The following is a 21,911-nucleotide window of genomic DNA, read 5'->3' as shown; positions in this document are numbered from 1 at the left end:
GCGGGTATCCGGCCCGTTAACGGGGCCGGACGGGCGGCGGCGGTCCTGCGAACGTCAGGTTTTCGTGCCGCCGACGGTGATCTGGTCCATGCGCAGATGCGGCTGGCCGACGCCGACGGGAACCCATTGTCCCGCCTTGCCGCAATTGCCGATGCCGGTGTCGAGCCGGGAATCGTTGCCAATCATCGAGACCCGCTTCATGGCGTCGGGGCCGTTGCCGATCAGCATGGCGCCCTTGACGGGCGCGGTCACCTTTCCGTTCTCTATGAGATAGGCCTCCGTGCAGCCGAAGACGAACTTGCCCGAAGTGATGTCGACCTGACCGCCGCCGAAGGAGACGGCGTAGATGCCCTTTTTCACCGAAGAGATGATCTCCTCGGGCGTCCGGTCACCGGACAGCATGTAGGTATTGGTCATGCGCGGCATCGGGCGATAGGCATAACCCTGCCGGCGGCCGTTGCCGGTCGCGCGCATGTTCATCAGGCGCGCGTTCTGCCGGTCCTGCATGTAGCCGACCAGCTTGCCGTCCTCGATCAGCACGTTGCAGGCCGAAGGCGTTCCCTCGTCGTCGATGGTGATCGAGCCGCGACGGTTGTCGATGGTGCCGTCGTCGACGACCGTCACGCCCTTTGCGGCAATCTGTTCGCCCATCAGGCCGGCGAATGCGGAGGTCTTCTTGCGATTGAAATCGCCCTCCAGCCCGTGGCCGACGGCCTCGTGCAGCATCACGCCGGGCCAGCCGGAGCCGAGCACCACATCCATCGTGCCCGCCGGCGCTTCCACCGCCTCGAGATTGACGAGAGCCTGCCGCAGCGCCTCGTCGGCGCCGTTTCTCCAGGCGTCCTGCGTGAGGAAGGCGTCGAAGCTCATGCGACCGCCGGTGCCGTAGCCGCCGCTCTCCTGGCGGTCGCCCTTGCCGACGACGACGGAGATATTGAGGCGCGTCATCGGGCGCACGTCGCTGACGCGCTGGCCGTCGGCGCGCAGGATGTTGACGACCTGCCAGCTTGCCGCAAGCGATGCCGTCACCTGCCGCACATTCGGATCCCTGGCGCGCAGATAGGCGTCGATCTCCGTCAGGAGCGCCACCTTCTGCTCGAAGCTCGGGGAGCCGATCGGATTGTCGGGACTGTAAAGCTGGCGGTTGGTGCCCTGCGGCGCGGCGGCATAGTCGCCCGAATGTCCGCGCGTAACGGTCCCCGCCGCATCGGCCGCCCGCTTCAGCGCCGACAGCGTCATCTCGCCCGAATGGGCATAGCCCACCGCCTCGCCGGCCACGGCGCGAAGGCCGAAGCCCTGATCGGTGTTGAAACTGCCGCCCTTGAGGCGGCCGTTGTCGAAGGAAAGCGATTCCGCCTGCGCATGTTCGAGGAAGAGTTCCCCGTCGTCGGCGCCCTTGAGCGAACCGCGCAATACCGCCTGCACCGCTGCTTCGTCAGCGTCGAAAAGGGAAAGAAGGTCGGTGTTCATGGGATGCTCCGCGGCTTTTGGGGTCGCGGACCATGTAAGGGGCGGAGTGTCCGTCGGCAACCCCGCCGCAGCATCTCAGGGCAGCGCGTCGTAGCCCTCGCCGAAGCCTTTCAGGTCGACAGGAATGCCGATTCCCTCCTCGGGCGACTGGAAGACGATGAAGGTGGCCGTCGCGCCGGAGCGGAAGGTTTTCAGCAGTTCGTCCTCCAGAACGACCTCCGCGTAGCAGCCGTCGGCGAAGCAGCGCACGAAATAGGCGCGGCCGATATCCTTGCCGTCGACATTGAGGCCGAGGCCGTTCGGCAGAAGCACGCCGAGCGGTGCGAGCACGCGCAGGATCTTCGCCTGGCGGTCGGCGGTCTTGAGCACCACGACCGAAAGGCCAAGCTCGGGCCGGTCCTCGGCGATCACATTCTGCATGAGCGCGCATTGTTCGCCGGAAGCGCCGGCAGGCTGGTCGCAGACGATGGACCATGCGCCGTAATTCGCCTTGACCGTGCCGGGTTGCTGCGCCGCCAGGACAGATGGCAGGACGGTCGCGCCGAGCGCCATGACCGAAAGGCTGAAAACCACGCGGGCCAGCCTGGAAAGGGGAGCGAAACCCATGAAAACCTCGGTATCTCGAATCAGTCGGGCTATCTTTGAATAGCCGGCGACGAAATGAAAAGCCCTGCCGACCGTTTTCCGGTCGATTGGCCGCCGAAATCGGGTGACGGCGCCGGCTAATGGCAAAAGCGGGCTTCCTGATGACGGGCCGGGCGTTTCCGGCACGGGGGGGCAAGAGGGCTCGCCCGCCGCCAAGCGATCATGCTATAAGGAAATATCGAAGGAAACGGGCGGGAGAGGCCCCGGCATTTGCGTTTACGCAAAAATGCCGCATGACCATTCCCCCATGGCGGTTGCGGCAAACATGAAACTATGGTTTTAAGCACTCAGTATAGCAGGGATTCTGCACGCCTTGTTTGATCCCGATCAAACACCCTTGGGGAGACATGTTGTGAAAAACAAAGCCATCGCAGGCTTGACCGCACTCGGCAGTCTGCTTCTTGCTCAAAGCGCCTTCGCCGATCAGCCGTTCGACTGGCAGAAGGGGCTTCAGCCTGCGGCCACTTCGATCATGGAGGAAATCCGCTGGTTCGAGCAGTATACGCTCTGGTTCATCGTTCCGGTGACGCTGCTCGTGCTGGTCCTTCTCGCCGTCGTCATCGTGCGGTTCCGGGAAAGCGCGAATCCCGTCCCGTCCCGCACCAGCCACAACACGGCGATCGAAGTCATCTGGACGCTCGGCCCGGTCATCGCTCTCCTCTTTCTCGCCATTCCTTCCTTCCAGCTGCTGACCCGCCAGCTGGCGCCGACCGAGGAGCCGGAGCTGACGATCAAGGCGACCGGCTACCAGTGGTATTGGGGCTATGAATATCAGGAAGGCGAAGATCCGGTCTCCTTCGACAGTCTTCTCCTTCAGGACGCCGACCGCGCCGCCGCAGGCAAGGAAGACAGGGCCGTCTATCCGCGCCTTCTCGCCGTCGACAACGAGGTCGTGGTGCCCGTCGGCAAGCATGTCCGCCTTCTCGTAACGGCCGGCGACGTGATCCACGCCTTCGCGATGCCCTCCTTCGGCGTCAAGATCGACGCGGTTCCGGGCCGGATGAACGAAACCTGGTTCAAGGCCGATCGCGAAGGTCTCTTCTACGGGCAGTGTTCCGAGCTGTGCGGCAAGGATCACGCGTATATGCCAATCGCCATCCGCGTCGTCTCGCAGGATGCGTTCGATACCTGGCTCGCTGCCGCGGCGACAAATGTCGATGAGGCAAACAAGGCCCTGATGGCGTCTGTGGATGGTGCGGAGAAGTCCGTCGCCGTCGCGCAGACCGCCGCGCAGTAAATACATAGGAGTCAGATCCATGGCCGGAACAACCGCCGCACACGGCGATCACCAAGAACACAAGCCGCTCAGCTTCTTCCAGCGTTGGTTCCTGTCGACCAACCACAAGGACATCGGCACGCTCTATCTGATTTTCGCGATCATCGCGGGCCTCATCGGGGGAACCCTGTCGGTCGTCATGCGCATGGAGCTGCAGGAGCCGGGCATCCAGATCTTCCACGGTCTGGCCCATATGGTCTACGGCTTCGAAGGTGATGCCGCCATCGATGGCGGCAAGCAGATGTTCAACGTCTTCACCACCGCGCATGCGCTCATCATGATCTTCTTCATGGTCATGCCGGCGCTGATCGGCGGCTTTGCCAACTGGATGATCCCGTTGATGATCGGCGCGCCGGACATGGCGTTCCCGCGCATGAACAACATCTCCTTCTGGCTGATCGTTCCGGCCTTCGTGCTGGTGCTGATCTCGATGTTCGTCGAAGGGCCGGCGGGCGCCTATGGGGCGGGCGGCGGCTGGACGCTCTATCCGCCGTTCTCGACCTCCGGCCAGCCCGGCCCGGCCATGGATTTCGCGATCCTCGGCATCCATATCGCCGGCGCGTCGTCGATCCTCGGGGCGATCAACTTCATCACCACGATCTTCAACATGCGCGCGCCCGGCATGACCATGCACAAGATGCCGCTGTTTGCCTGGTCGGTGCTGATCACCGCATTCCTGCTCCTGCTGTCGCTGCCGGTCCTGGCAGGCGGCATCACGATGCTTCTGACCGACCGCAACTTCGGCACGGCCTTCTTCGCGCCCGAAGGCGGCGGCGATCCGATCCTCTACCAGCACCTGTTCTGGTTCTTCGGGCATCCGGAAGTCTACATCCTGATCCTGCCCGGCTTCGGCATCGTCAGCCACATCATCTCGACCTTCGCGCGTAAGCCGATCTTCGGCTACCTCGGCATGGCCTACGCCATGGTGGCGATCGGCGCCGTCGGCTTCATCGTGTGGGCGCACCACATGTATACCGTCGGCCTGTCGCTCAACACGCAGCGTTACTTCGTCTTCGCCACGATGGTCATCGCGGTTCCGACGGGCATCAAGGTGTTCTCGTGGATCGCGACGATGTGGGGCGGCTCGATCCGCTTCGCCACGCCGATGCTCTGGGCGATGGGCTTCGTGCTGCTCTTCACCATCGGCGGCGTCACCGGCGTCCAGCTCGCCAACGCCGGCCTCGACCGCGCCATGCATGACACCTATTACGTGGTGGCCCACTTCCACTACGTTCTGTCGCTCGGCGCCGTCTTCGCGATCTTCGCGGCCTGGTACTACTGGTTCCCGAAGATGACCGGCTACATGTATTCCGAGTTCGTCGGCAAGCTGCACTTCTGGGTCATGTTCATCGGGGTCAACCTGGTCTTCTTCCCGCAGCACTTCCTCGGTCTCGCCGGCATGCCGCGCCGCTACATCGACTATCCGGACGCCTTCGCCGGCTGGAACCTGGTGTCTTCCTATGGATCCTATGTCTCGGCCTTCGGCGTCCTGATCTTCCTCTACGGTGTGTTCGACGCCTTCGCCAAGAAGCGCGTTGCGGGCGACAATCCGTGGGGCGAGGGTGCAAACACGCTGGAATGGCAGCTTTCCTCGCCGCCGCCGTTCCACCAGTGGGAACAGCTTCCGAAGATCAAGTAGCTCGACGATATGCGGGCGGGGCTGCCGGTAACGGCGGCCCCATCCGCAAGACAGGCCGGATGAACCGGCTGATTTCCAGGAGAAGACGGTAAGGACATGGCAGTCATCGAGCATCACGAAGCGGCCAACGGTACGGGCGAGGTCTATCTCTCCGAAGCCGGTGCGCGTGATTTCTTCGCGCTGCTGAAGCCGCGCGTCATGTCGCTGGTGGTCTTCACCGCCTTCGCGGGGCTGGTGGTCGCGCCCGGCACGATCAATCCGGCGATCGGGCTCATCGCGATCCTCTGTATCGCCGTGGGCGCCGGCGCGTCCGGTGCCCTCAACATGTGGTACGACGCGGATATCGACGCAATCATGTCGCGCACCGCCCGGCGGCCGGTTCCCGCGGGCCGCATCCAGCCGCGGGAAGCGCTGGCCTTCGGCCTCACGCTCTCGGCTTTCTCGGTGGTCATTCTGGGCCTTGCGGTCAATTGGGTTTCCGCCGCCCTGCTGGCTTTCACGATCTTCTTCTACGCCGTCGTCTACACGATCTGGCTGAAGCGCTCGACGCCGCAGAATATCGTGATCGGCGGCGCCGCCGGCGCTTTCCCGCCGATGATCGGCTGGGCCTGTGTCACCGGCGGCGTCTCGATCGAGAGCGTCGTTCTCTTCCTCATCACCTTCTTGTGGACGCCGCCGCATTTCTGGGCGCTGGCGCTCTTCAAGATGCGCGATTACGAGGCGGTCGGCGTGCCGATGCTGCCGAACGTCAGCGGCGAGGCGACCACGAAGGTCCAGATCCTCGTCTATGCCGTCCTGACGGCGATCATCGCCGTGGTTCCGACGTTCCTCGGGTTCGCCAGCACCGGCTACGGCGTGATCGCCGCCGTGCTCGGCGCAGGTTTCGTCTGGTATGCCGTCGGCGTGTTCCGCATGCCGGATGGCGACCGTGCGATGGTCCCGGCCAAGAAGCTCTTCGCCTTCTCGATCGTTTATCTCTTTGCGATCTTCTCGGCGCTGATGCTGGATCATCTCGTCGCATCGTTCGGATGGGTGGCGTGATGGAAACCGTTCGTCTTACCGAAGGCCAGAAGAAGGCGCGTCGCGGCCGCAACCTTGCGCTCGCCGGCGTTCTCGTCGGCCTCGTTGTCCTTTTCTATATCATTACGCTGGTGAAATTCGCCGGCGGCGCGGCGGGCTGAACGATGACCGAAAAGAGCGAAGACACCAAGCGCAGCGGCGGTAACCGGACGGTCGTCACGATCTGTTGCGCCTTCGTCCTCGGGATGATCGGCATGTCCTATGCCGCCGTGCCGCTTTACCGGATGTTCTGTCAGGTCACCGGCTACAATGGTACGGTCCAGCGGGTCGAGCAGATGTCCGATCGGGTTCTCGACAAGACGATCAAGATCCGCTTCGATGCGAATGTCGCCCCGGGCCTTCCCTGGACTTTCACGCCGGTGCAGCGTGAGATCGAGGTGAAGATCGGAGAGACGGTGCAGGTGCTTTACATGGCCCGCAATCTCGCCACCGTCGCAACCACCGGCCAGGCGACCTACAATGTCACGCCGCAGTCGGCGGGCGCTTATTTCAACAAGGTCCAGTGCTTCTGCTTTACGGAGACGACGCTGGAGCCCGGGGAGGAAATGGAAATGCCCGTCGTCTTCTTCGTCGACCCGGATATCGTCGATCCGGTGGAGACGCGGGGCATCCATACGATCACGCTTTCCTACACCTTCTATTCGCACACTCCGTCGAAGCCGGTGGCCTCCGTCGGGGATGAGACGGACGGGGACGCGAAGCAGCTTTGAAAAAGAGTCGTTTCCGACTATGTCGGAAGCGCAACGCGATACATTCGGGGATTATGAAATGGCCGACGCGCACAAGAAAAATCACGATTACCATATCATCGATCCGAGCCCGTGGCCGTTGATCGCCTCGATCGGGGCTTTCGTTATGGCTTTCGGCGGCATCGCTTATATGCGTTATCTGTCCGGCAACGCCTTCACCCTGTTCGGCATCGACATGGCCACGCCGTGGATGTTCTACATCGGCGTGCTGATCGTTCTCTACACCATGTACGGCTGGTGGGCGGATACGGTCAAGGAAGCCCACGAGGGGCATCACACCAGGGTTGTCTCGCTGCACCTGCGCTATGGCATGATCATGTTCATCGCGTCTGAAGCGATGTTCTTCGTCGCCTGGTTCTGGGTTTTCTTCGACGCCAGCCTCTTTCCGGGCGAAGCCATCCAGGCTGCCCGCCTCGAACACACCGGTGGTGTCTGGCCGCCGAAGGGCATCGAGGTTCTCGATCCCTGGCATCTGCCGCTCTACAACACGGTTATCCTGCTGCTTTCCGGGACTTGCGTCACCTGGGCTCATCACGCGTTGCTGCACAATGACCGCAAGGGCCTCGTCAACGGTCTGGCGCTCACCGTTGCTCTCGGCGTGCTGTTCTCCTTCGTGCAGGCCTATGAATATGCCTATGCACCTTTCGCGTTCAAGGACTCCATCTACGGCGCGACCTTCTTCATGGCGACCGGCTTCCATGGTTTCCACGTATTGATCGGGACGATCTTCCTGTTCGTCTGCCTCATTCGCGCGATGCGGGGCGATTTCACGCCCAAGCAGCATTTCGGTTTCGAGGCGGCCGCCTGGTATTGGCATTTCGTCGACGTCGTCTGGCTTTTCCTGTTCTTCGCGATCTATGTCTGGGGCGGCTGGGGCGCACCCGTACACGGCTGATCGGGCAGCAAAACGAGTTTCGAGCGGCCGCAGCGATGCGGCCGTTTGCATTGCGGGCGAGACGGATGCCCGGCTTTTGGTTGGACGGTCAACGGGCGGGCGGGTATAGGGATGACAGGTTCGTCCCTGGCTCCTGCCCGATCCTGCGATTGGCGATAGGATATCGCCACGGTACGAACAGCGCGCGAAACGGCACAGGAACGATCGGATCGGAATCATGCATGAAGACGAGGCGCTCTATCCGCCTGTCGAGCCCTTCGGCGCCGGAGCACGTGGCTGCTGCCCGCGCTGCGGTCAGGGGAAGCTGTTCGACGGCCTCCTGAAGCTGCGGCCGGCCTGTTCGAACTGCGGGCTCGATTATTCCTTCGCCGATTCGGGTGACGGACCCGTGGTTTTCGTATTGCTGATCCTCGGCTTCATCGTTGTCGGGCTGACGCTGTGGATGCAGGTCAATATCGATCCGCCGCTCTGGGTGCATGTCTTGCTCTGGGTTCCGCTGACGGTGGTGCTCGGTCTTGCCCTGACGCGGGTCCTCAAGGGTATCCTGATCACGCTCCAGTATCGCAACAAGGCCCGGCCGGGCGAGATCGACCGTGGCTGAGGCGGCACGACCGCCGCGCCGGGGCAGGGCGCTCGTGGCGGGCGCGGCGCTTCTCGTCGCTCTGGTCCTCCTCCTTTCGCTCGGCACATGGCAGGTGAAGCGGCTTCACTGGAAGGAGGCGCTGCTTGTCCAGATGACCGAGCGCCGCGCCATGCCGCCGGCAACGCTGGGCGAGATCGAGGCCATGGCGGCCAGGGGCGAGGATATCGAGTATCGGCCGCTGCGGGTCGAAGGCGTTTTCGAGAACGATCGCGAACGGCATTTCTTCGCAACCTGGCAAGGCAGGTCGGGCTACAATATCTATACGCCCTTGCAGCTTGCGGATGGCCGCCATCTTTTCGTCAACCGCGGCTTTGTGCCTTTCGACAGGAAGGAACCGGAAACGCGGGAGGAGGGGCGGCTTGCGGGGGAACGCACGGTCGTCGGCCTGGCCCGCGCGCGCCTTGCCGAAAAGCCGTCCTCGCTGGTTCCCGATAATGATCTGGCGAAGAACATCTTCTACTGGAAGGACCTCGATGCAATGGCGCTGAGCACCGGTATCGACGCCGGCCGACTCGTGCCGCTTTTTATCGACGCCGACGATACGCCCAATCCCGGAGGATTGCCGATCGGCGGGGTGACACCGCTCGACCTGCCGAACAACCACTTGCAATATGCGGTAACCTGGTACGGGCTGGCGCTTGCGCTGGTCGCCGTCAGCGGCGCCTACCTGTGGCGGCGCAAGCGCTGAGCCGGCGAAGCCTTTCCCTTGCGGCGATTTGTGGTAAACCCGGAGCGGAGCGAAAGGACGGACGAATTTTCATGGGTATTCACGCAAAATCTCCTCTCACGATCAGGCTCTGCGGCCCGCGCGGCTTCTGCGCCGGCGTCGACCGGGCGATCCAGATCGTCGTGCTGGCGCTGAAGGCCTATGGCGCTCCCGTCTATGTCCGCCACGAAATCGTGCACAACCGCTATGTCGTTGAGGGGCTGGAGGCCAAGGGGGCGATCTTCGTCGAGGAACTGGACGAGATTCCCGAAGAACACCGGAACCAGCCGGTCGTCTTCTCCGCCCATGGGGTTCCGAAGTCCGTTCCCGCAGATGCGGTCGCGCGCAACCTGTTCTATCTCGACGCAACCTGCCCGTTGGTTTCCAAGGTTCACAAGCAGGCGATGCGCCACCAGAGGCTCGGCCGCCATGTCGTGCTGATCGGTCATGCCGGGCATCCGGAGGTGATCGGCACGATGGGCCAGTTGCCGGACGGCAGCGTCTCGCTGGTGGAGACCGTCGCGGACGCAGACGGTTACCAGCCGCCGGACCCGGACAATCTCGGCTATGTCACCCAGACGACCTTGTCGGTGGACGATACGGCCGGGGTGATCCGGCGCTTGCAGGAACGGTTCCCCAACCTTACCGCGCCGGCGGCCGACTCCATCTGCTATGCGACGACCAACAGGCAGGAGGCCGTCAAGCAGGCGGCGCCGGGCTGTGATCTCTTCCTGGTTGTCGGTGCGCCGAATTCCTCCAATTCCAAACGCCTCGTGGAAGTGGCGCTCAGGGCCGGGGCGAAGAAATCGGTGCTTGTCCAGCGAGCCGCCGAAATCGACTGGGAGGACATCGGCGCAATCCGCACGCTCGGCCTTTCCGCCGGGGCGTCCGCGCCGGAAGTCATCGTCGACGAGATCATCGAGGCGTTTCGTTCCCGCTACGATGCGGTTGTCGAACTGGCCGATACCGTCGAGGAGAACGAGCACTTCCTCGTCAATCGCGAGTTGCGCAATATCGAATTGACCACCGCCGACATGGCTTTCGTCAACGGAGAGTGAGGGCGTGCGAGCCGCGTCTTGCCGCCGGAGCCGGTTCCGGCATCTCGCTGGCTTCCCGCCGTCCGTCTCCTCTCTTCTCATTCCTTCATAACCCGGGATCTGCCGTGGCCGTCTATACCGATATCACCGAGGATGACCTTACCTCTTTCCTCACCGCTTACGACGTGGGGGAGCTTTTGTCCTACAAGGGCATCGCGGAAGGCGTCGAGAACACCAATTTCCTGCTGCACACGACCAGGGGCGCCTTCATCCTGACGCTTTACGAGAAACGGGTGGACCGGGGCGACCTGCCGTTCTTTCTTGGCCTGATGCATCATCTGGCGGAAAGGGGGTTGTCCTGCCCGCTGCCTCTGCCGCGCAACGACGGTGCGTTGCTCGGCGAGCTTTCCGGCCGCCCAGCGGCGGTAATTTCCTTTCTCGAGGGCATGTGGCTGCGCAAGCCGGCGGCGCAGCATTGCCGCGAGGTCGGCAGGGCATTGGCCGAAATGCATCTGGCGGGCGCGGATTTCTCCATTACCCGGAAGAATGCGCTTTCCGTCGGCGGATGGCGGCCGCTGTGGGAAAAGTCGGCGGAACGGGCCGATGAGGTCGAAAAGGGGCTTGAGCGCGAAATCGCCGGGGAACTAGCATTCCTGGAGGCGAACTGGCCTGCCGGCCTGCCCTCCGGCGTCATTCATGCGGATCTTTTCCAGGACAATGTCTTCTTCATCGGCGACCGGCTTTCCGGCCTGATCGACTTCTATTTCGCCTGTAACGATCTGCTGGCCTATGATGTCTCCATCTGCCTTAACGCCTGGTGCTTCGAGAAGGATTGCTCGTTCAATCTGACCAAGGGCATGGCGCTTCTCGCGGGTTACGAGAGCGTCCGCCCGCTGTCGGCTGACGAGGCTTCCGCACTGCCGCTTCTTTCACGTGGTTCGGCGCTTCGCTTTTTCCTCACCCGGCTCTACGACTGGCTGACGACGCCGGCCGGCGCTCTGGTGGTCAAGAAGGATCCGCTCGAATACCTGCGCCGGCTGCGGTTCCATCGTCAGGTGGCCGATGCGGTGGAATATGGCCTGACACGATGAAGCATGTGGATATCTACACGGACGGCGCCTGCTCGGGCAATCCCGGTCCCGGCGGCTGGGGTGCGGTGTTGCGCTACGGCGAGGTGGAAAAGGAACTGTCGGGCGGCGAAGCGCTGACGACCAACAACCGGATGGAACTGACGGCGGCGACAAGCGCGCTTTCCGCGCTGAAAAGCCCCTGCGAGGTCGATCTCTATACGGACTCGAAATACGTCATGGACGGCATTTCGAAATGGATCTTCGGCTGGAAGAAGAACGGCTGGAGGACCGCCGACAAAAAGCCGGTGAAGAACGGGGATCTCTGGCAGGCCCTTGATGAGGCCCGCCAGCGCCACAAGGTGGAGTGGCACTGGGTGAAGGGTCACGCCGGCCATCCGGAAAACGAACGCGCCGACGAACTGGCGCGGCGTGGCATGGAGCCGTTCAAGCGCGGCGGCTGAACGCCGCGCCCGTTTCAACGGATCGGCCGCAGCAACCGCAGGGCGTTCAGCGTCACCAGAACGGTTGCGCCGGTATCGGCGAGGATCGCTGGCCAGAGGCCTGTGATGCCGGCAATGGTCGTGACGAGGAAAACGGCCTTCAGTCCCAGTGCGATGGTGATGTTCTGGGCGATGTTTCGCATCGTGCGCCTCGACAGGTCCACCATCAGCGCCACGTCACCGACGCGACCGTGCAGAATGGCGGCATCGGCCGTTTCGAGCGCCACATCCGTGCCGCCCCCCATGGCTATGCCGATGTCGGCCGCCGCAAGCGCCGGCGCATCGTTGATGCCGTCGCCGACCTTGCCGACGACGAAGCCCTCGCGCTGCATCTCACCGATGATGCGCTGCTTGTCTTCCGGCATCAGTTCGGCCCGGACTTCGATGCCGAGCACGGAACCGACGGCCCGGGCGGTCGCGGCATTGTCGCCGGTCAGCATCACAATGCGCAATCCGGCATTCTTCAGCGCCTTCAGGCCCGTCGCCGCATCCGCGCGCGGTTCGTCGCGCATGGCGATCGCGCCGGCCGGCAGATTGTCCGCCAGCAGCAGCGATACGGTCTTGCCCTCGTCGTTGAGCGCCGCCACGGCGGCAAGTATCTCGCCGGAAAGCGGGCTCTGTTCGGCTGCGGCCTTCGGCGAGCCCAGGAACAGATCCTTGCCGTCGACCGTGGCGCTCACGCCCTTGCCGCCGAGCGCCCGTGCATCCGAAGCGGCCGGTACCGACAGGCCGTCCGTCGCGGCCCGCTCGAGAATGGCGAGCGCCAGTGGATGGCTGGAACCGGTTTCGAGGGCGGCGGCCAGTCGCAGCACCTCCGCTTCCGGCCGGTCGAAGGCGAGAATATCCGTGACCTTCGGCCGGCCTTGCGTCAGGGTGCCGGTCTTGTCGAAGGCAAGTGCGGTCAGTTCGCGCAATCCTTCCAGAACCGCGCCGCCCTTCATCAGAAGCCCCCGGCGCGCACCGGCGGAAAGCGCGGCGGCGATTGCCGCCGGCGTCGAGATGACGAGCGCGCAGGGGCATCCGATCAGCAGAACCGCAAGTCCCTTGTAGATCCATTCGCTCCAGCCCGCGCCGAACAGAAGCGGCGGAACGATCGCCACCAGCGCCGCCACTGCGACGACGCCCGGCGTATAGTAGCGGGAGAAGCGGTCGATGAACCGTTCGGTCGGTGCTTTCGCTTCCTGCGCCTCCTCAACCAGCCTGACGACCCGGGCAATGGTATTGTCGGCCGCTGCGGCGGTTACGCGGATCCTGAGCGCCGCATCGCCATTGACCGTGCCGGCGAAGACGGTGTCTTCGACGCTCTTGTACACGGGTGTGCTTTCCCCGGTGACCGGGGCCTCGTCGATCGTGCTCTCGCCTTCCAGGATCACCCCGTCGGCCGAGATGCGGTCCCCGGGCCGCACCAGAATGACCGTGCCGACGGGAAGCGTTTCGGCGGGGACCTCGCGGATCCGGCCGGCTTCCTCCACAAGCGCGGTTTTCGGGACGAGTGCGGCAAGCGACGTAATGCCGGCGCGCGCCTTGCCGGCGGCGACGCCTTCCAGAAGCTCTCCGATGAGAAACAGGAAAACGACCGCTGCGGCTTCCTCGGCGGCATTGATGATCACCGCGCCGATCGCCGCAATCGTCATCAGCATCTCGATGGAGAAAGGCGTTCCGGCGCGCGCCGCCATGAAGGCCCGCCGGGCAATGGGCACGAGCCCCACCAGCATCGCCGCGATGAAGGCGGGTGAAGCAATCGCCGGGAAGGCGAGGCCGAGAGCATAGGCAAGGGCAAGGGCCAGACCGGCCGTAATGGTCAGCCGTCCCTTGCGTCCGGCCCACCAGGGACCTTCCGTCGGGCCGTGATCGTGTCCGTGCAGCCCGGCCGTCCCATCGGCGTGATGATCGCCATGGCAGTGACCGCCGTTGCCGGCGCACCCGTCCGGCGAGGCGGGCTCGCTCCAGGCCGTCGTATCGTCCGCGGGTGTTGCGTCATAGCCGAGGCGCGAAACCTGTTTGCGGATCGTGGCGGCATCGCCGCTTCCATCATGCCGGACGAGCAGCGTGCCCGCGGTCACCGAAACCGAAACATCGCTGACGCCCGGAAGTCGCCGGACGGCCGTGTCGATCTTGCTTGCGCAGGAGGCGCAATCCATACCGGCAACGCGGAATCGTATCTGCCTTGTCTCATTCATCGTCCGGTCCTCGCTTTCTGGTCCGAAGCGGTTGTACGACCTCTAGCTACTAGAGCTGCAAGGGGTGATGTGGAAAATTCCTGCCCCTTGAAAATTCTCTCCTGTTGAATCGGGTGGGCGGCCTGTGCTAAAGGGCTCGCCTTGTTGCAGGTTTCATCTGCTGGTTGGAGAGAGCGCGATGCCTTACGACGCCCTCTTCCAATCGGGGATGGGCGCGGTCGTTGCCCCCCGAACGGAAGATCGCCTGACGAACCAGGCCAGTTCTGAAGTTTCTCGCGTCGCCTTTTCCCGAAGGCGGGCGCCCGCGATGCTTTTCCGCCGAACCATACGATCGCGGGGCAACAGCGCGAAAGCGCCCATGCACCGCCGGCTCACGGGCGCCGTCCCGGGCTGACGCCGGCTCTCTACTCCTGCGGCATTCTTGTATCGCTCCGGTCGGCCTGTTCGGCCCGCGTCATGCCGCCGATACAAACTTACGGCAATCATTTCCGCCACACCGCTAGCGAACGGGCAAGAAAGAATGCACCCTACGACTCCCTATTACCTCATCGACAAGTCGAAGCTCCTGCGCAACATGGAGATCATCGCGCGGGTGCGCGAAGCCTCCGGCGCGAAGGCGCTGCTGGCGCTGAAATGCTTCGCCACCTGGTCGGTTTTCGATCTGATGCGCGACTATATGGACGGCACGACCTCTTCGTCGCTGAATGAGGTGCGCCTCGGCCATGAACGGTTCGGCAAGGAGACGCATGCCTATTCCGTCGCCTATGCGGACTATGAAATCGACGAGGTCGTCAGCCACGCCGACAAGATTATCTTCAACTCGATCGGCCAGCTTGATCGTTTCGCAGACCGGGCCGACGGCATCGTCAGGGGCCTGCGCCTCAACCCGCAGGTCAGCTCGTCCACCTTCGATCTCGCCGACCCGGCGCGCCCGTTCTCCCGCCTCGGCGAATGGGATGTGAAAAAGGTGGAAGCGGTCATGGACCGGATTTCCGGCTTCATGATCCATAACAACTGCGAAAACGGTGATTTCGACCTGTTCGACCGTATGCTCGGCACCATCGAGGCGCGTTTCGCGCCGCTCCTGAAGAAGGCCGACTGGGTAAGCCTTGGCGGCGGCATCCATTTCACCGGCGACGACTATCCGGTCGAGCGTTTCGCTGAGCGGCTGAAACGCTTTTCCGGCGATTACGGCGTGGAGGTCTATCTGGAGCCGGGCGAAGCCTCCATCACCCGGTCGACGACGCTGGAAGTGACCGTCCTCGACATGCTGGAGAACGGCAAGAAGCTTGCGGTGGTCGACAGCTCCATCGAGGCGCATATGCTGGACCTGCTGATCTACCGCGAAAACGCGAAGATTGCGCCGGATACCGGCCCGCACCGCTATATGGTCTGTGGCAAGTCCTGCCTTGCCGGTGACATCTTTGGCGAGTTCGATTTCGAACAGGAACTGAAGGTGGGCGACCGTATCTCCATCGAGGATGCGGCGGGCTACACCATGGTCAAGAAGAACTGGTTCAACGGCGTGAAGATGCCGGCCATCGCCATCCGCGAACTGGATGGCTCGATCAGGACCGTCCGCGAGTTTTCCTATGCGGACTATGAGCAAAGCCTCTCGTGAGGCCTGTTTGATATCATGTATTTCCATGGGCAGAAGGAGTTTCCCCCTGAAATGAAGAAGAACGTTCTCATCATCGGCGCCGGTGGCGTCGCGCAGGTCGTGGCGCATAAATGCGCGCAGAATAACGATGTGCTCGGCGAGATTCATATCGCCTCGCGCACAAGGGCGAAGTGCGACAGGATCATTGCGTCGGTTCATGAGAAGAAGGCGATGAAAGAGCCTGGCGTTCTCGAGGGCCATGCGCTTGATGCGCTCGACATCGAGGCGACGAAGGCGCTGATCGAAAAGACCGGCGCGAAGATCGTCATCAATGTCGGGACCGCCTTCCTCAACATGTCGGTGCTGCGCGCCTGCATGGATACGGGCGTCGCCTATATCGACACGGCCATCCACGAAGAGCCCGGCAAGATCTGCGAGACGCCGCCGTGGTATGGCAACTATGAATGGAAGCGCGCCGCCGAATGCGAGGAAAAGGGCATCACCGCCATCCTCGGCGCGGGCTTCGATCCGGGTGTGGTCAACGCCTATGCCAGGCTCGCCAAGGACGAATATCTCGACAAGGTGACGGAGATCGACATCGTCGACATCAACGCCGGCAGCCATGGCAAATACTTCGCCACGAATTTCGATCCGGAAATCAATTTCCGCGAATTCACCGGCGTCGTCTACTCCTGGCAGAACGGCGCGTGGCAGACCAACCAGATGTTCGAGATCGGCAAGGAATACGATCTGCCGGTCGTCGGCAAGCGCAAGGCCTATCTGTGCGGTCACGACGAGGTCCATTCGCTCGCCAAGAATATGGACGGCGCCGATGTGCGCTTCTGGATGGGCTTCGGCGATCACTACATCAACGTCTTCACCGTGTTGAAGAACCTCGGCCTTCTTTCCGAACAGCCGGTCAAGACCGCCGAAGGGCTTGAAGTCGTGCCGCTCAAGGTCGTCAAGGCGGTGCTGCCGGATCCCGCGTCGCTTGCTCCCGGCTACGAGGGCAAGACCTGCATCGGCGACTACGTCAAGGGGCTGAAGGACGGCAAGGAAAAGACCGTCTTCATCTACAATGTGGCCGACCACAAGGAAGCCTATGAGGAAGTCGGCAGCCAGGGCATTTCCTACACCGCCGGCGTGCCGCCGGTCGCCGCCGCGATGCTCGTCGCCACCGGTGAGTGGGACGTGAAGAAGATGGCGAACGTGGAAGAACTGCCGCCGCGGCCCTTCATCAACATCCTGAACCGCATCGGCCTGCCGACCCGGATCCAGGACGAGAACGGCGACCGCCCCGTCGCCTTCGACTGATCCGCGAATAGGGCATTTCCAGCCGAAGCGAGATCGCTTCGGCGTCGGATAATGCGGTGAAAGCAATATATGAGAGCAATTCCGGTGAGCCCGATTTCACCGGAATTGCGCTAGATTGCGCCACGGCGCACCGGACCGCAGCACCCAGAAAATCCCATTCAGAACGCGACGATCGTCTACGCGTGGCACGCCTCGCGGTTTGTTGGGCAGTAGCGGCTCGATCACGCGCCACTCGAAGTCGGTCAAGTCATAACGGCTCATGCCCAGCTTGAATCAGAATAGGCAGCGAAATGTAAGTCTGTTCGGCAACTCGCTTTACTCTTTTGATCAAAGCATCGTATCCCGAGACCATGATTATGATCCGACCTTCCCGCCCCGACGAGGGCACCCGCATCATTGAAATTTGGCGAGGCGCAGTTGACGCTACGCACGACTTTCTAACGCCTGAAGATCGTCTCGCCATTGACGAAATGGTGTGCGGTTTCCTTCCGCAAGCTCCACTCTGGCTTGCGGTTGATGAAAATGACTACCCGCTGGCATTCATGCTGATCGACGAAGAACACATGGAAGCGCTATTCGTTGATCCCGCCCGGCGCGGAACCGGCATTGGTGCTGCCCTTGTGAAGCATGGCCTCGCCCTTCATCCAAAAATGACAACCGACGTCAACGAGCAGAATGATCAAGCTGTTCGCTTTTATGAACGAATGGGATTCAAGCAGACGGGCCGCTCGCCACTTGACGGACAGGGCAGGCCATATCCACTCATCCACCTGGAATATATGAACTGACTAGCCGACCTTTGGGAATCAAACTCGGCAGCTTCATTGCGCTGAAATCAATGGGTTCACGGCCTGGCGCAGGAGAGTTTGAAGCCCTGCATTCGGCTGGCCGGACGTTTCGAAGCCCCGGTCGTTCAAATGTCGTCCAGGGTTGCGAGAATGGCCTGGGTGCGGCTTTTGACGCCGAGCTTCGAAAAAACGTTCTTCGTGTGTGATTTCACCGTGTTGATGTTGATTTCCAGCTTCCTGGCTATTTCGTTGTTCGACATTCCCCAGCGCATCAGTTCAAGAACCTCCATCTCGCGCCGGGTCAGGATGCTGGCAAGGGTGGTGTTCGATGCGGCAGGCTTTCGGCCGGTCGTCGCAGCGGGACGATCGTCCTGCCGGGGCGGCAGGTAGACGTCGAGCAGGTGCCCGAGTTCGGGATGGGCCGGTTTGTCGGAGATTTCCGGCTCATCAGAGATGACTGCGATGAGATGCTCGATCTGCAAGGCGCTCAGGAGGCGCTCTTCGTGGCGGGCGCGATCCGCGGCGGCGTGAAGCGTCGTCAGCGCGGTACCGGTTCGGCCGTCTTCCATGGAGACCCTTGCCTCCACGATATGGAAGGCATCCCATATGTGCCAGGCTGAAGGCGGATAGCGCCGGCGCGCCTCGGGCAGGTGAAGGCACAGCCGCTCCCATTCCCGCAGACCCTCCGCGGGGTTGCCAAGGCGGAACGCCCGGTCCGCCCGTTCGATTGCGAGCTGGAACTCGAGCCGGAAGTCTTCGCCCTCGTAGGCACGCCGGCTCGCCCGCACGAGAACGGCGGTCCCGTCTTCGGAGCGGCCGGTGATGTCGTAGACGCGGGTCAACCCGATCGTCGCGATCAGGAGGCGTTCGCCAAGGCCGGAAACGTCGGTCGTGCTATCGGTGGGCGTGGCGAGTGTCCAGAGCCGTTCGGCCCGGTCGAAATCGCCGTCGTTAAAGGCGACTAGGCCGAGGAGGGCGGAGGGAAGGGCGACCATATAGGAGCGCTCACCGAAATGGTGCCGGGCGATGCGCAGCGCGTCCTCAAGGACTTCCGCCGCCTGACGAACCCATCCGCGCGCGAGATAGCACATGCCGGCGATGCAGCGCGAATGAATGCCGCCCCAGTGGCAGGACATCGCGTCATAGACGCCGTTCGCGCGCCAGGTGAGTTTTTCGGCGAGTTCCAGATTGCCTTCGTGCATGACGAGATAGCTGTGGATCGAATCGAGGTCCACCTGACCGAAGGCGAACTGGTCCAGTTCCCGCCCCCGCAGCGCCCTTATATGGCGGAGCCCTTCGGCCATGTCGCCGCCATAGGCGCCGATCAGCGCGCGCATCAGATGCAGGCGTCCCTCGATATCCAGCCCGGTTTCCCGGGCGATGACCGACATGCGGCTTCCTTCTTCGGCGGCCGTTTCCTCTATCGTGCGCAGCGTCTGCTCGGCTTGCAGGAAACGGCGAAGATTGATCGAGCGCCAGACCTGCAAAAAGAGCAGCAGCGGGCGCTCTTCGCGGGCTTGCCGGGGGAGTTGCTGCATCCAGCGCGAAAAGATCTCGAAACGTCCGTGGCTGAGATAATCGTAGAGGCAGTAGCTCTCGATCAGTTCGGCCGCCCAGGCGGGCCGGCGCGCCAGAAAGGCGTGGCGCACCGCATCCATCGGTGAACCGTTTTCGATGAACCATTGTGCGGCGCGCGCATGCAGTTCCGCCACTTCGTCCCGTATTTCCGCATTGAGCCGCGCCTGAAGAAACTCCTGGAACAGATGGTGATACTTGTACCAGCGCTGCGAGCCCGGAAGCGCCACGAGGAAGAGCTGCTCCTTCTCCAGGAACGCCAGGATCTCGTTGCCGTCGGTCCTTCCCGTGATGGCGTTGCACAGATCGCCGTTGAGCGCGTCGAGGATCGATGTCATGGTCAGGAAACCGTAGACTTCCTCCGGAAGGCCGAGGATGACCTCCTCCAGGAAATATTCCGCAAAGGCCCGGTGGCTGCCCGCCGGCGGGGAAGCGCCGAGCGCGCCCGGCAGGCGTCCGAGCACGAGCGAGGCAAGGCGAAGGCCCGCCGCCCAGCCCTCGGTATATTCGTGCATCTGGCGGCTTTCTTCCGTGCTCAACGCGACGGAGGAGGCTGTGCGGAAGAAGTCTTCCGTTTCCCGCTCGTTGAAGAACAGATCCTCCACCGGCACTTCGAGCATCTCCCCGCTGACGCGCAGCCGGCCGATGGGAATGGACGGGCGGTTGCGGCTGGCAAGGACGATGGTGAGTTGTGGAATGCGTGCGGCGAGGATGCGGTTGATGGTTTCTCCGCCGTCGCCGCCTTCGGCGAGATGATAGTCGTCTATGAAGAGCGCGACGACGCCCGTCCGTTTCGAAAGAAGCGCCACCAGCCGGGCCAATGCATCCGGCGTGTCGAGCGAGGGAATGGAGCCGCCGGAACGGCTGAGGTTCACCTCGATTGCGCGGATCAGCCCCTCGGCGAAGCTGAGCGGGTCGCGGTCCGTGTCGTGGGCGGAGTACCATATGGTCAGGGCGCCGGCCTCGAACAGCGCCGCATGCCATTGCGCAAGCAGCGTCGTCTTGCCGGAGCCTGCCGGTGCATGGACCAGGCAGAGCCGGTGTTCCGTGAGCGTGTCTGCCAGCGTCGTCAGTCGCGGCCGGTTCACGACACCCTGGGAAGCGCTGGGCGGCGATATATGGCGGTTGATTAGGCTGGTTCTTTGCGGCAACGCTCATCCATGTGGTTTGACGTCCTTGCGGCACCATATCACCCTTTGGGGTGAGGTGAACTTATTTCTCGCTCTCACCCTTCAGGATCATGCCAAATTCCAGCGGTGCCGTAGTTTCGGGTAAACTCGGAACGAGGGCGAAGAACGTGCAGCTGAATGAATACCGGAACTATGATGCGACAGGGCTTGCCGAACTGGTGGCGAAGGGGGAGGTCACGCCGGCCGAACTGCTCGATACGGCGCTGGCGGCGGTGGATGTGGTGAACGGCAGGCTCAACGCCGTGGTCGCCACGTTCGAGGACGAGGCGCGGCGCTTCATCGCGGAGGATCTGGCCGATGGCCCGTTCAAGGGCGTTCCGTTCCTGTTGAAGGACCTCACGGCCCATTATGGCGGCCAGCCGACCGGTGCGGGATGGCCGCCCCGGGCGGCGGTGAAGCCCGACGCCGATGCGGAACTGGTGCGCCGCTACAAGAAGGCGGGCGTCGTGATCTTCGGCAAGACGGCGGTTCCGGAGCTTGCGATGGACTGGACGACGCGGTCGCGCGCCCATGGCGTGACGAACAATCCGTGGAACACGGAGCGCACGGCCGGCACGTCGAGCGGCGGAACGGCGGCGGCCATCGCCGCCGGCATCGTGCCGATGGCCCACGGCAATGACGGCGGCGGGTCGATCCGCGTTCCCGCATCGGTCTGCGGCTGCTTCGGCCTGAAGCCGACGCGCGGGCGAAATCCGGCGGCACCGTCCGGCAGCACCTGGCAGGGCATGCTGGTGGAACATGTGCTTTCGCGTTCCGTGCGCGACAGTGCGGCGATGCTCGACGCGACGGCCGGCCCCCACGCCGGACAGTTCTTCAACAGTCCGGCCGGCGGGAGTTTCGCCGCCGAGGTGGGCCGCGATCCCGGCAAGCTGCGGATCGCGGTGTCGACGAAGGCGCCCTACGGTGCGGCCACCCATCCCGACTGCGTCGCTGCCGTCGAGGAGACGGTGAAACTGCTGGAGAGCCTCGGTCATGTCTGCGAGCCTTACGACATCGACCTGCCGGAAGACGGCTGGGTGGCTTTCGAGAAATTCATCCTTGCGGAATATGCGACGGACATGCGCCTTGAGGAAGGCGTTCTCGGGCGCGCACTCACCGCAGACGACTTCCCTCCCATGCTTTGGGAAATGATCGAAGCCGGAAACCGGCTCTCCGCGGTCGAGGTCAATGTCGCCACCACCCGGCTGCATGCCGTGGCGGCGGCCGTGCTGTCCACTTTCCGCCGCTATGACGTGTTCCTGTCGCCGACGCTGGCGCAGCCGCCGTTGCCGCATGAAGCCTTTCCGCAGGCGACCAGCATGCGCGGACATTATGAATTCTACCTGTCATGGATGCCTTACACGCATATTTTCAACGTCAGCGGTTCGCCGGCCATGTCCGTGCCGCTGGCCTGGAACGGGGAGGGCTTGCCCGTCGGCGTGCAGTTCGCTGCCGCCCCGGCCGCTGAAGGCCTCCTCTTCCGCCTGGCATCACAGCTTGAGACGGCAAGCCCATGGAATGGCAGGCGTCCGCCGGTATCCGTCGCCTGATATCCAACCAACAAGAGGGAACAAC

19 protein-coding genes and 1 pseudogene are annotated in these 21,911 nt (G+C 63.0%); 15 read left to right on the top strand and 5 right to left on the bottom strand.

Annotated features, from left to right (window positions below):
- Window positions 1–54: 54 nt before the first annotated feature.
- Window positions 55–1,470, bottom strand: a complete 1,416-nt coding sequence (gene tldD / locus KYK29_RS08800; protein ID WP_254690508.1) for a metalloprotease TldD — start codon at window positions 1,468–1,470, stop codon at window positions 55–57.
- A 75-nt stretch (window positions 1,471–1,545) separates the two neighbouring features.
- The gene (locus KYK29_RS08795; RefSeq protein WP_254690507.1) at window positions 1,546–2,076 is read right to left on the bottom strand and encodes an invasion associated locus B family protein; all 531 of its coding nucleotides are present in this window, start codon (window positions 2,074–2,076) and stop codon (window positions 1,546–1,548) included.
- Window positions 2,077–2,467: 391 nt separating this feature from the next.
- Here KYK29_RS08795 and coxB point away from each other — a divergent pair, with 391 nt between their 5' ends.
- The 11 genes from coxB to rnhA all read left to right on the top strand — a co-directional run bounded on the left by coxB (window position 2,468) and on the right by rnhA (window position 11,671).
- Window positions 2,468–3,352 carry a cytochrome c oxidase subunit II gene (gene coxB, locus KYK29_RS08790; RefSeq protein ID WP_254690506.1) on the top strand — a complete coding sequence of 295 codons (885 nt, stop codon included), beginning with the start codon at window positions 2,468–2,470 and terminating at the stop codon, window positions 3,350–3,352.
- A 19-nt stretch (window positions 3,353–3,371) separates the two neighbouring features.
- A complete protein-coding gene (gene ctaD / locus KYK29_RS08785) occupies window positions 3,372–5,030 on the top strand; it encodes a cytochrome c oxidase subunit I (protein WP_254690505.1) in 1,659 nt (552 codons plus the stop codon).
- Window positions 5,031–5,126: 96 nt separating this feature from the next.
- Window positions 5,127–6,071 (top strand): heme o synthase, encoded by a 945-nt coding sequence (gene cyoE, locus KYK29_RS08780; protein ID WP_254690504.1) that lies wholly within the window; start codon window positions 5,127–5,129, stop codon window positions 6,069–6,071.
- Window positions 6,071–6,211 carry a cytochrome c oxidase system small membrane protein gene (locus KYK29_RS08775; RefSeq protein WP_496543702.1) on the top strand — a complete coding sequence of 47 codons (141 nt, stop codon included), beginning with the start codon at window positions 6,071–6,073 and terminating at the stop codon, window positions 6,209–6,211. Before cyoE ends, KYK29_RS08775 begins: the two co-directional genes overlap by 1 nt.
- A 3-nt stretch (window positions 6,212–6,214) precedes the next feature.
- Entirely contained in the window at window positions 6,215–6,820 is a 606-nt protein-coding gene (locus KYK29_RS08770) for a cytochrome c oxidase assembly protein (RefSeq protein ID WP_254690503.1), read from the top strand.
- 58 nt (window positions 6,821–6,878) lie between these two features.
- Window positions 6,879–7,754 carry a cytochrome c oxidase subunit 3 gene (locus KYK29_RS08765; RefSeq protein WP_254690502.1) on the top strand — a complete coding sequence of 292 codons (876 nt, stop codon included), beginning with the start codon at window positions 6,879–6,881 and terminating at the stop codon, window positions 7,752–7,754.
- A 217-nt stretch (window positions 7,755–7,971) separates the two neighbouring features.
- Window positions 7,972–8,355: a DUF983 domain-containing protein gene (locus KYK29_RS08760; protein WP_254690501.1), complete on the top strand. Its 384-nt coding sequence runs from the start codon at window positions 7,972–7,974 to the stop codon at window positions 8,353–8,355.
- Window positions 8,348–9,085: an SURF1 family protein gene (locus tag KYK29_RS08755; protein WP_254690500.1), complete on the top strand. Its 738-nt coding sequence runs from the start codon at window positions 8,348–8,350 to the stop codon at window positions 9,083–9,085. Before KYK29_RS08760 ends, KYK29_RS08755 begins: the two co-directional genes overlap by 8 nt.
- A 71-nt stretch (window positions 9,086–9,156) precedes the next feature.
- The gene (gene ispH, locus KYK29_RS08750) at window positions 9,157–10,161 is read left to right on the top strand and encodes a 4-hydroxy-3-methylbut-2-enyl diphosphate reductase (protein ID WP_254690499.1); all 1,005 of its coding nucleotides are present in this window, start codon (window positions 9,157–9,159) and stop codon (window positions 10,159–10,161) included.
- A gap of 104 nt (window positions 10,162–10,265) precedes the next feature.
- On the top strand, window positions 10,266–11,231 hold the full coding sequence (locus tag KYK29_RS08745; protein WP_254690498.1) for a homoserine kinase: 966 nt from the start codon (window positions 10,266–10,268) through the stop codon (window positions 11,229–11,231).
- Window positions 11,228–11,671 (top strand): ribonuclease HI, encoded by a 444-nt coding sequence (rnhA, locus tag KYK29_RS08740; RefSeq protein ID WP_254690497.1) that lies wholly within the window; start codon window positions 11,228–11,230, stop codon window positions 11,669–11,671. The genes KYK29_RS08745 and rnhA overlap by 4 nt, the downstream gene beginning before the upstream one ends.
- Window positions 11,672–11,685: 14 nt before the next feature.
- Here rnhA and KYK29_RS08735 read toward each other — a convergent pair whose 3' ends face one another.
- Window positions 11,686–13,890 (bottom strand): heavy metal translocating P-type ATPase, encoded by a 2,205-nt coding sequence (locus tag KYK29_RS08735; RefSeq protein ID WP_254690496.1) that lies wholly within the window; start codon window positions 13,888–13,890, stop codon window positions 11,686–11,688.
- A gap of 520 nt (window positions 13,891–14,410) precedes the next feature.
- Here KYK29_RS08735 and nspC point away from each other — a divergent pair.
- The gene (gene nspC, locus KYK29_RS08730) at window positions 14,411–15,511 is read left to right on the top strand and encodes a carboxynorspermidine decarboxylase (protein ID WP_254690495.1); all 1,101 of its coding nucleotides are present in this window, start codon (window positions 14,411–14,413) and stop codon (window positions 15,509–15,511) included.
- 51 nt (window positions 15,512–15,562) lie between these two features.
- The gene (locus KYK29_RS08725) at window positions 15,563–16,804 is read left to right on the top strand and encodes a saccharopine dehydrogenase family protein (protein WP_254690494.1); all 1,242 of its coding nucleotides are present in this window, start codon (window positions 15,563–15,565) and stop codon (window positions 16,802–16,804) included.
- A gap of 105 nt (window positions 16,805–16,909) precedes the next feature.
- On the opposite strand, the pseudogene KYK29_RS08720 reads toward KYK29_RS08725, so the two are convergent.
- Window positions 16,910–17,065, bottom strand: a pseudogene (locus KYK29_RS08720) (transposase); the annotation flags it as partial.
- Window positions 17,066–17,154: 89 nt separating this feature from the next.
- Here KYK29_RS08720 and KYK29_RS08715 point away from each other — a divergent pair.
- Window positions 17,155–17,592, top strand: a complete 438-nt coding sequence (locus KYK29_RS08715; RefSeq protein ID WP_254690493.1) for an acetyltransferase — start codon at window positions 17,155–17,157, stop codon at window positions 17,590–17,592.
- 125 nt (window positions 17,593–17,717) lie between these two features.
- On the opposite strand, the gene KYK29_RS22550 is transcribed toward KYK29_RS08715, so the two are convergent.
- The gene (locus tag KYK29_RS22550; RefSeq protein ID WP_254690492.1) at window positions 17,718–20,255 is read right to left on the bottom strand and encodes a winged helix-turn-helix domain-containing protein; all 2,538 of its coding nucleotides are present in this window, start codon (window positions 20,253–20,255) and stop codon (window positions 17,718–17,720) included.
- Between the two features lie 209 nt (window positions 20,256–20,464).
- Between KYK29_RS22550 and KYK29_RS08705 the strand changes: the two genes are divergently transcribed.
- A complete protein-coding gene (locus KYK29_RS08705; RefSeq protein WP_254690491.1) occupies window positions 20,465–21,886 on the top strand; it encodes an amidase in 1,422 nt (473 codons plus the stop codon).
- Window positions 21,887–21,911 lie beyond the last annotated feature (25 nt).

The organism is Shinella daejeonensis (assembly GCF_024281235.1).
GTDB classification, from domain to species: domain Bacteria; phylum Pseudomonadota; class Alphaproteobacteria; order Rhizobiales; family Rhizobiaceae; genus Shinella; species Shinella daejeonensis.
The sequence above is the reverse complement of the archived record's forward strand: the minus strand, read 5'-3'. Positions and strand labels throughout refer to the sequence as shown.

Excerpts from the sequence above, each read along its gene's own strand:
- cyoE (WP_254690504.1), top strand. The coding sequence starts at position 5,127 with ATGGCAGTCATCGAGCATCACGAAGCGGCCAACGGTACGGGCGAGGTC.
- KYK29_RS08775 (WP_496543702.1), top strand. The coding sequence starts at position 6,071 with ATGGAAACCGTTCGTCTTACCGAAGGCCAGAAGAAGGCGCGTCGCGGC.
- KYK29_RS08735 (WP_254690496.1), bottom strand. The coding sequence starts at position 13,890 with ATGAATGAGACAAGGCAGATACGATTCCGCGTTGCCGGTATGGATTGC.
- KYK29_RS08795 (WP_254690507.1), bottom strand. The coding sequence starts at position 2,076 with ATGGGTTTCGCTCCCCTTTCCAGGCTGGCCCGCGTGGTTTTCAGCCTT.
- KYK29_RS08760 (WP_254690501.1), top strand. The coding sequence starts at position 7,972 with ATGCATGAAGACGAGGCGCTCTATCCGCCTGTCGAGCCCTTCGGCGCC.
- KYK29_RS08725 (WP_254690494.1), top strand. The coding sequence starts at position 15,563 with ATGAAGAAGAACGTTCTCATCATCGGCGCCGGTGGCGTCGCGCAGGTC.
- nspC (WP_254690495.1), top strand. The coding sequence starts at position 14,411 with ATGCACCCTACGACTCCCTATTACCTCATCGACAAGTCGAAGCTCCTG.
- rnhA (WP_254690497.1), top strand. The coding sequence starts at position 11,228 with ATGAAGCATGTGGATATCTACACGGACGGCGCCTGCTCGGGCAATCCC.
- ctaD (WP_254690505.1), top strand. The coding sequence starts at position 3,372 with ATGGCCGGAACAACCGCCGCACACGGCGATCACCAAGAACACAAGCCG.
- ispH (WP_254690499.1), top strand. The coding sequence starts at position 9,157 with ATGGGTATTCACGCAAAATCTCCTCTCACGATCAGGCTCTGCGGCCCG.
- KYK29_RS08765 (WP_254690502.1), top strand. The coding sequence starts at position 6,879 with ATGGCCGACGCGCACAAGAAAAATCACGATTACCATATCATCGATCCG.
- tldD (WP_254690508.1), bottom strand. The coding sequence starts at position 1,470 with ATGAACACCGACCTTCTTTCCCTTTTCGACGCTGACGAAGCAGCGGTG.
- KYK29_RS08770 (WP_254690503.1), top strand. The coding sequence starts at position 6,215 with ATGACCGAAAAGAGCGAAGACACCAAGCGCAGCGGCGGTAACCGGACG.
- KYK29_RS08715 (WP_254690493.1), top strand. The coding sequence starts at position 17,155 with ATGATTATGATCCGACCTTCCCGCCCCGACGAGGGCACCCGCATCATT.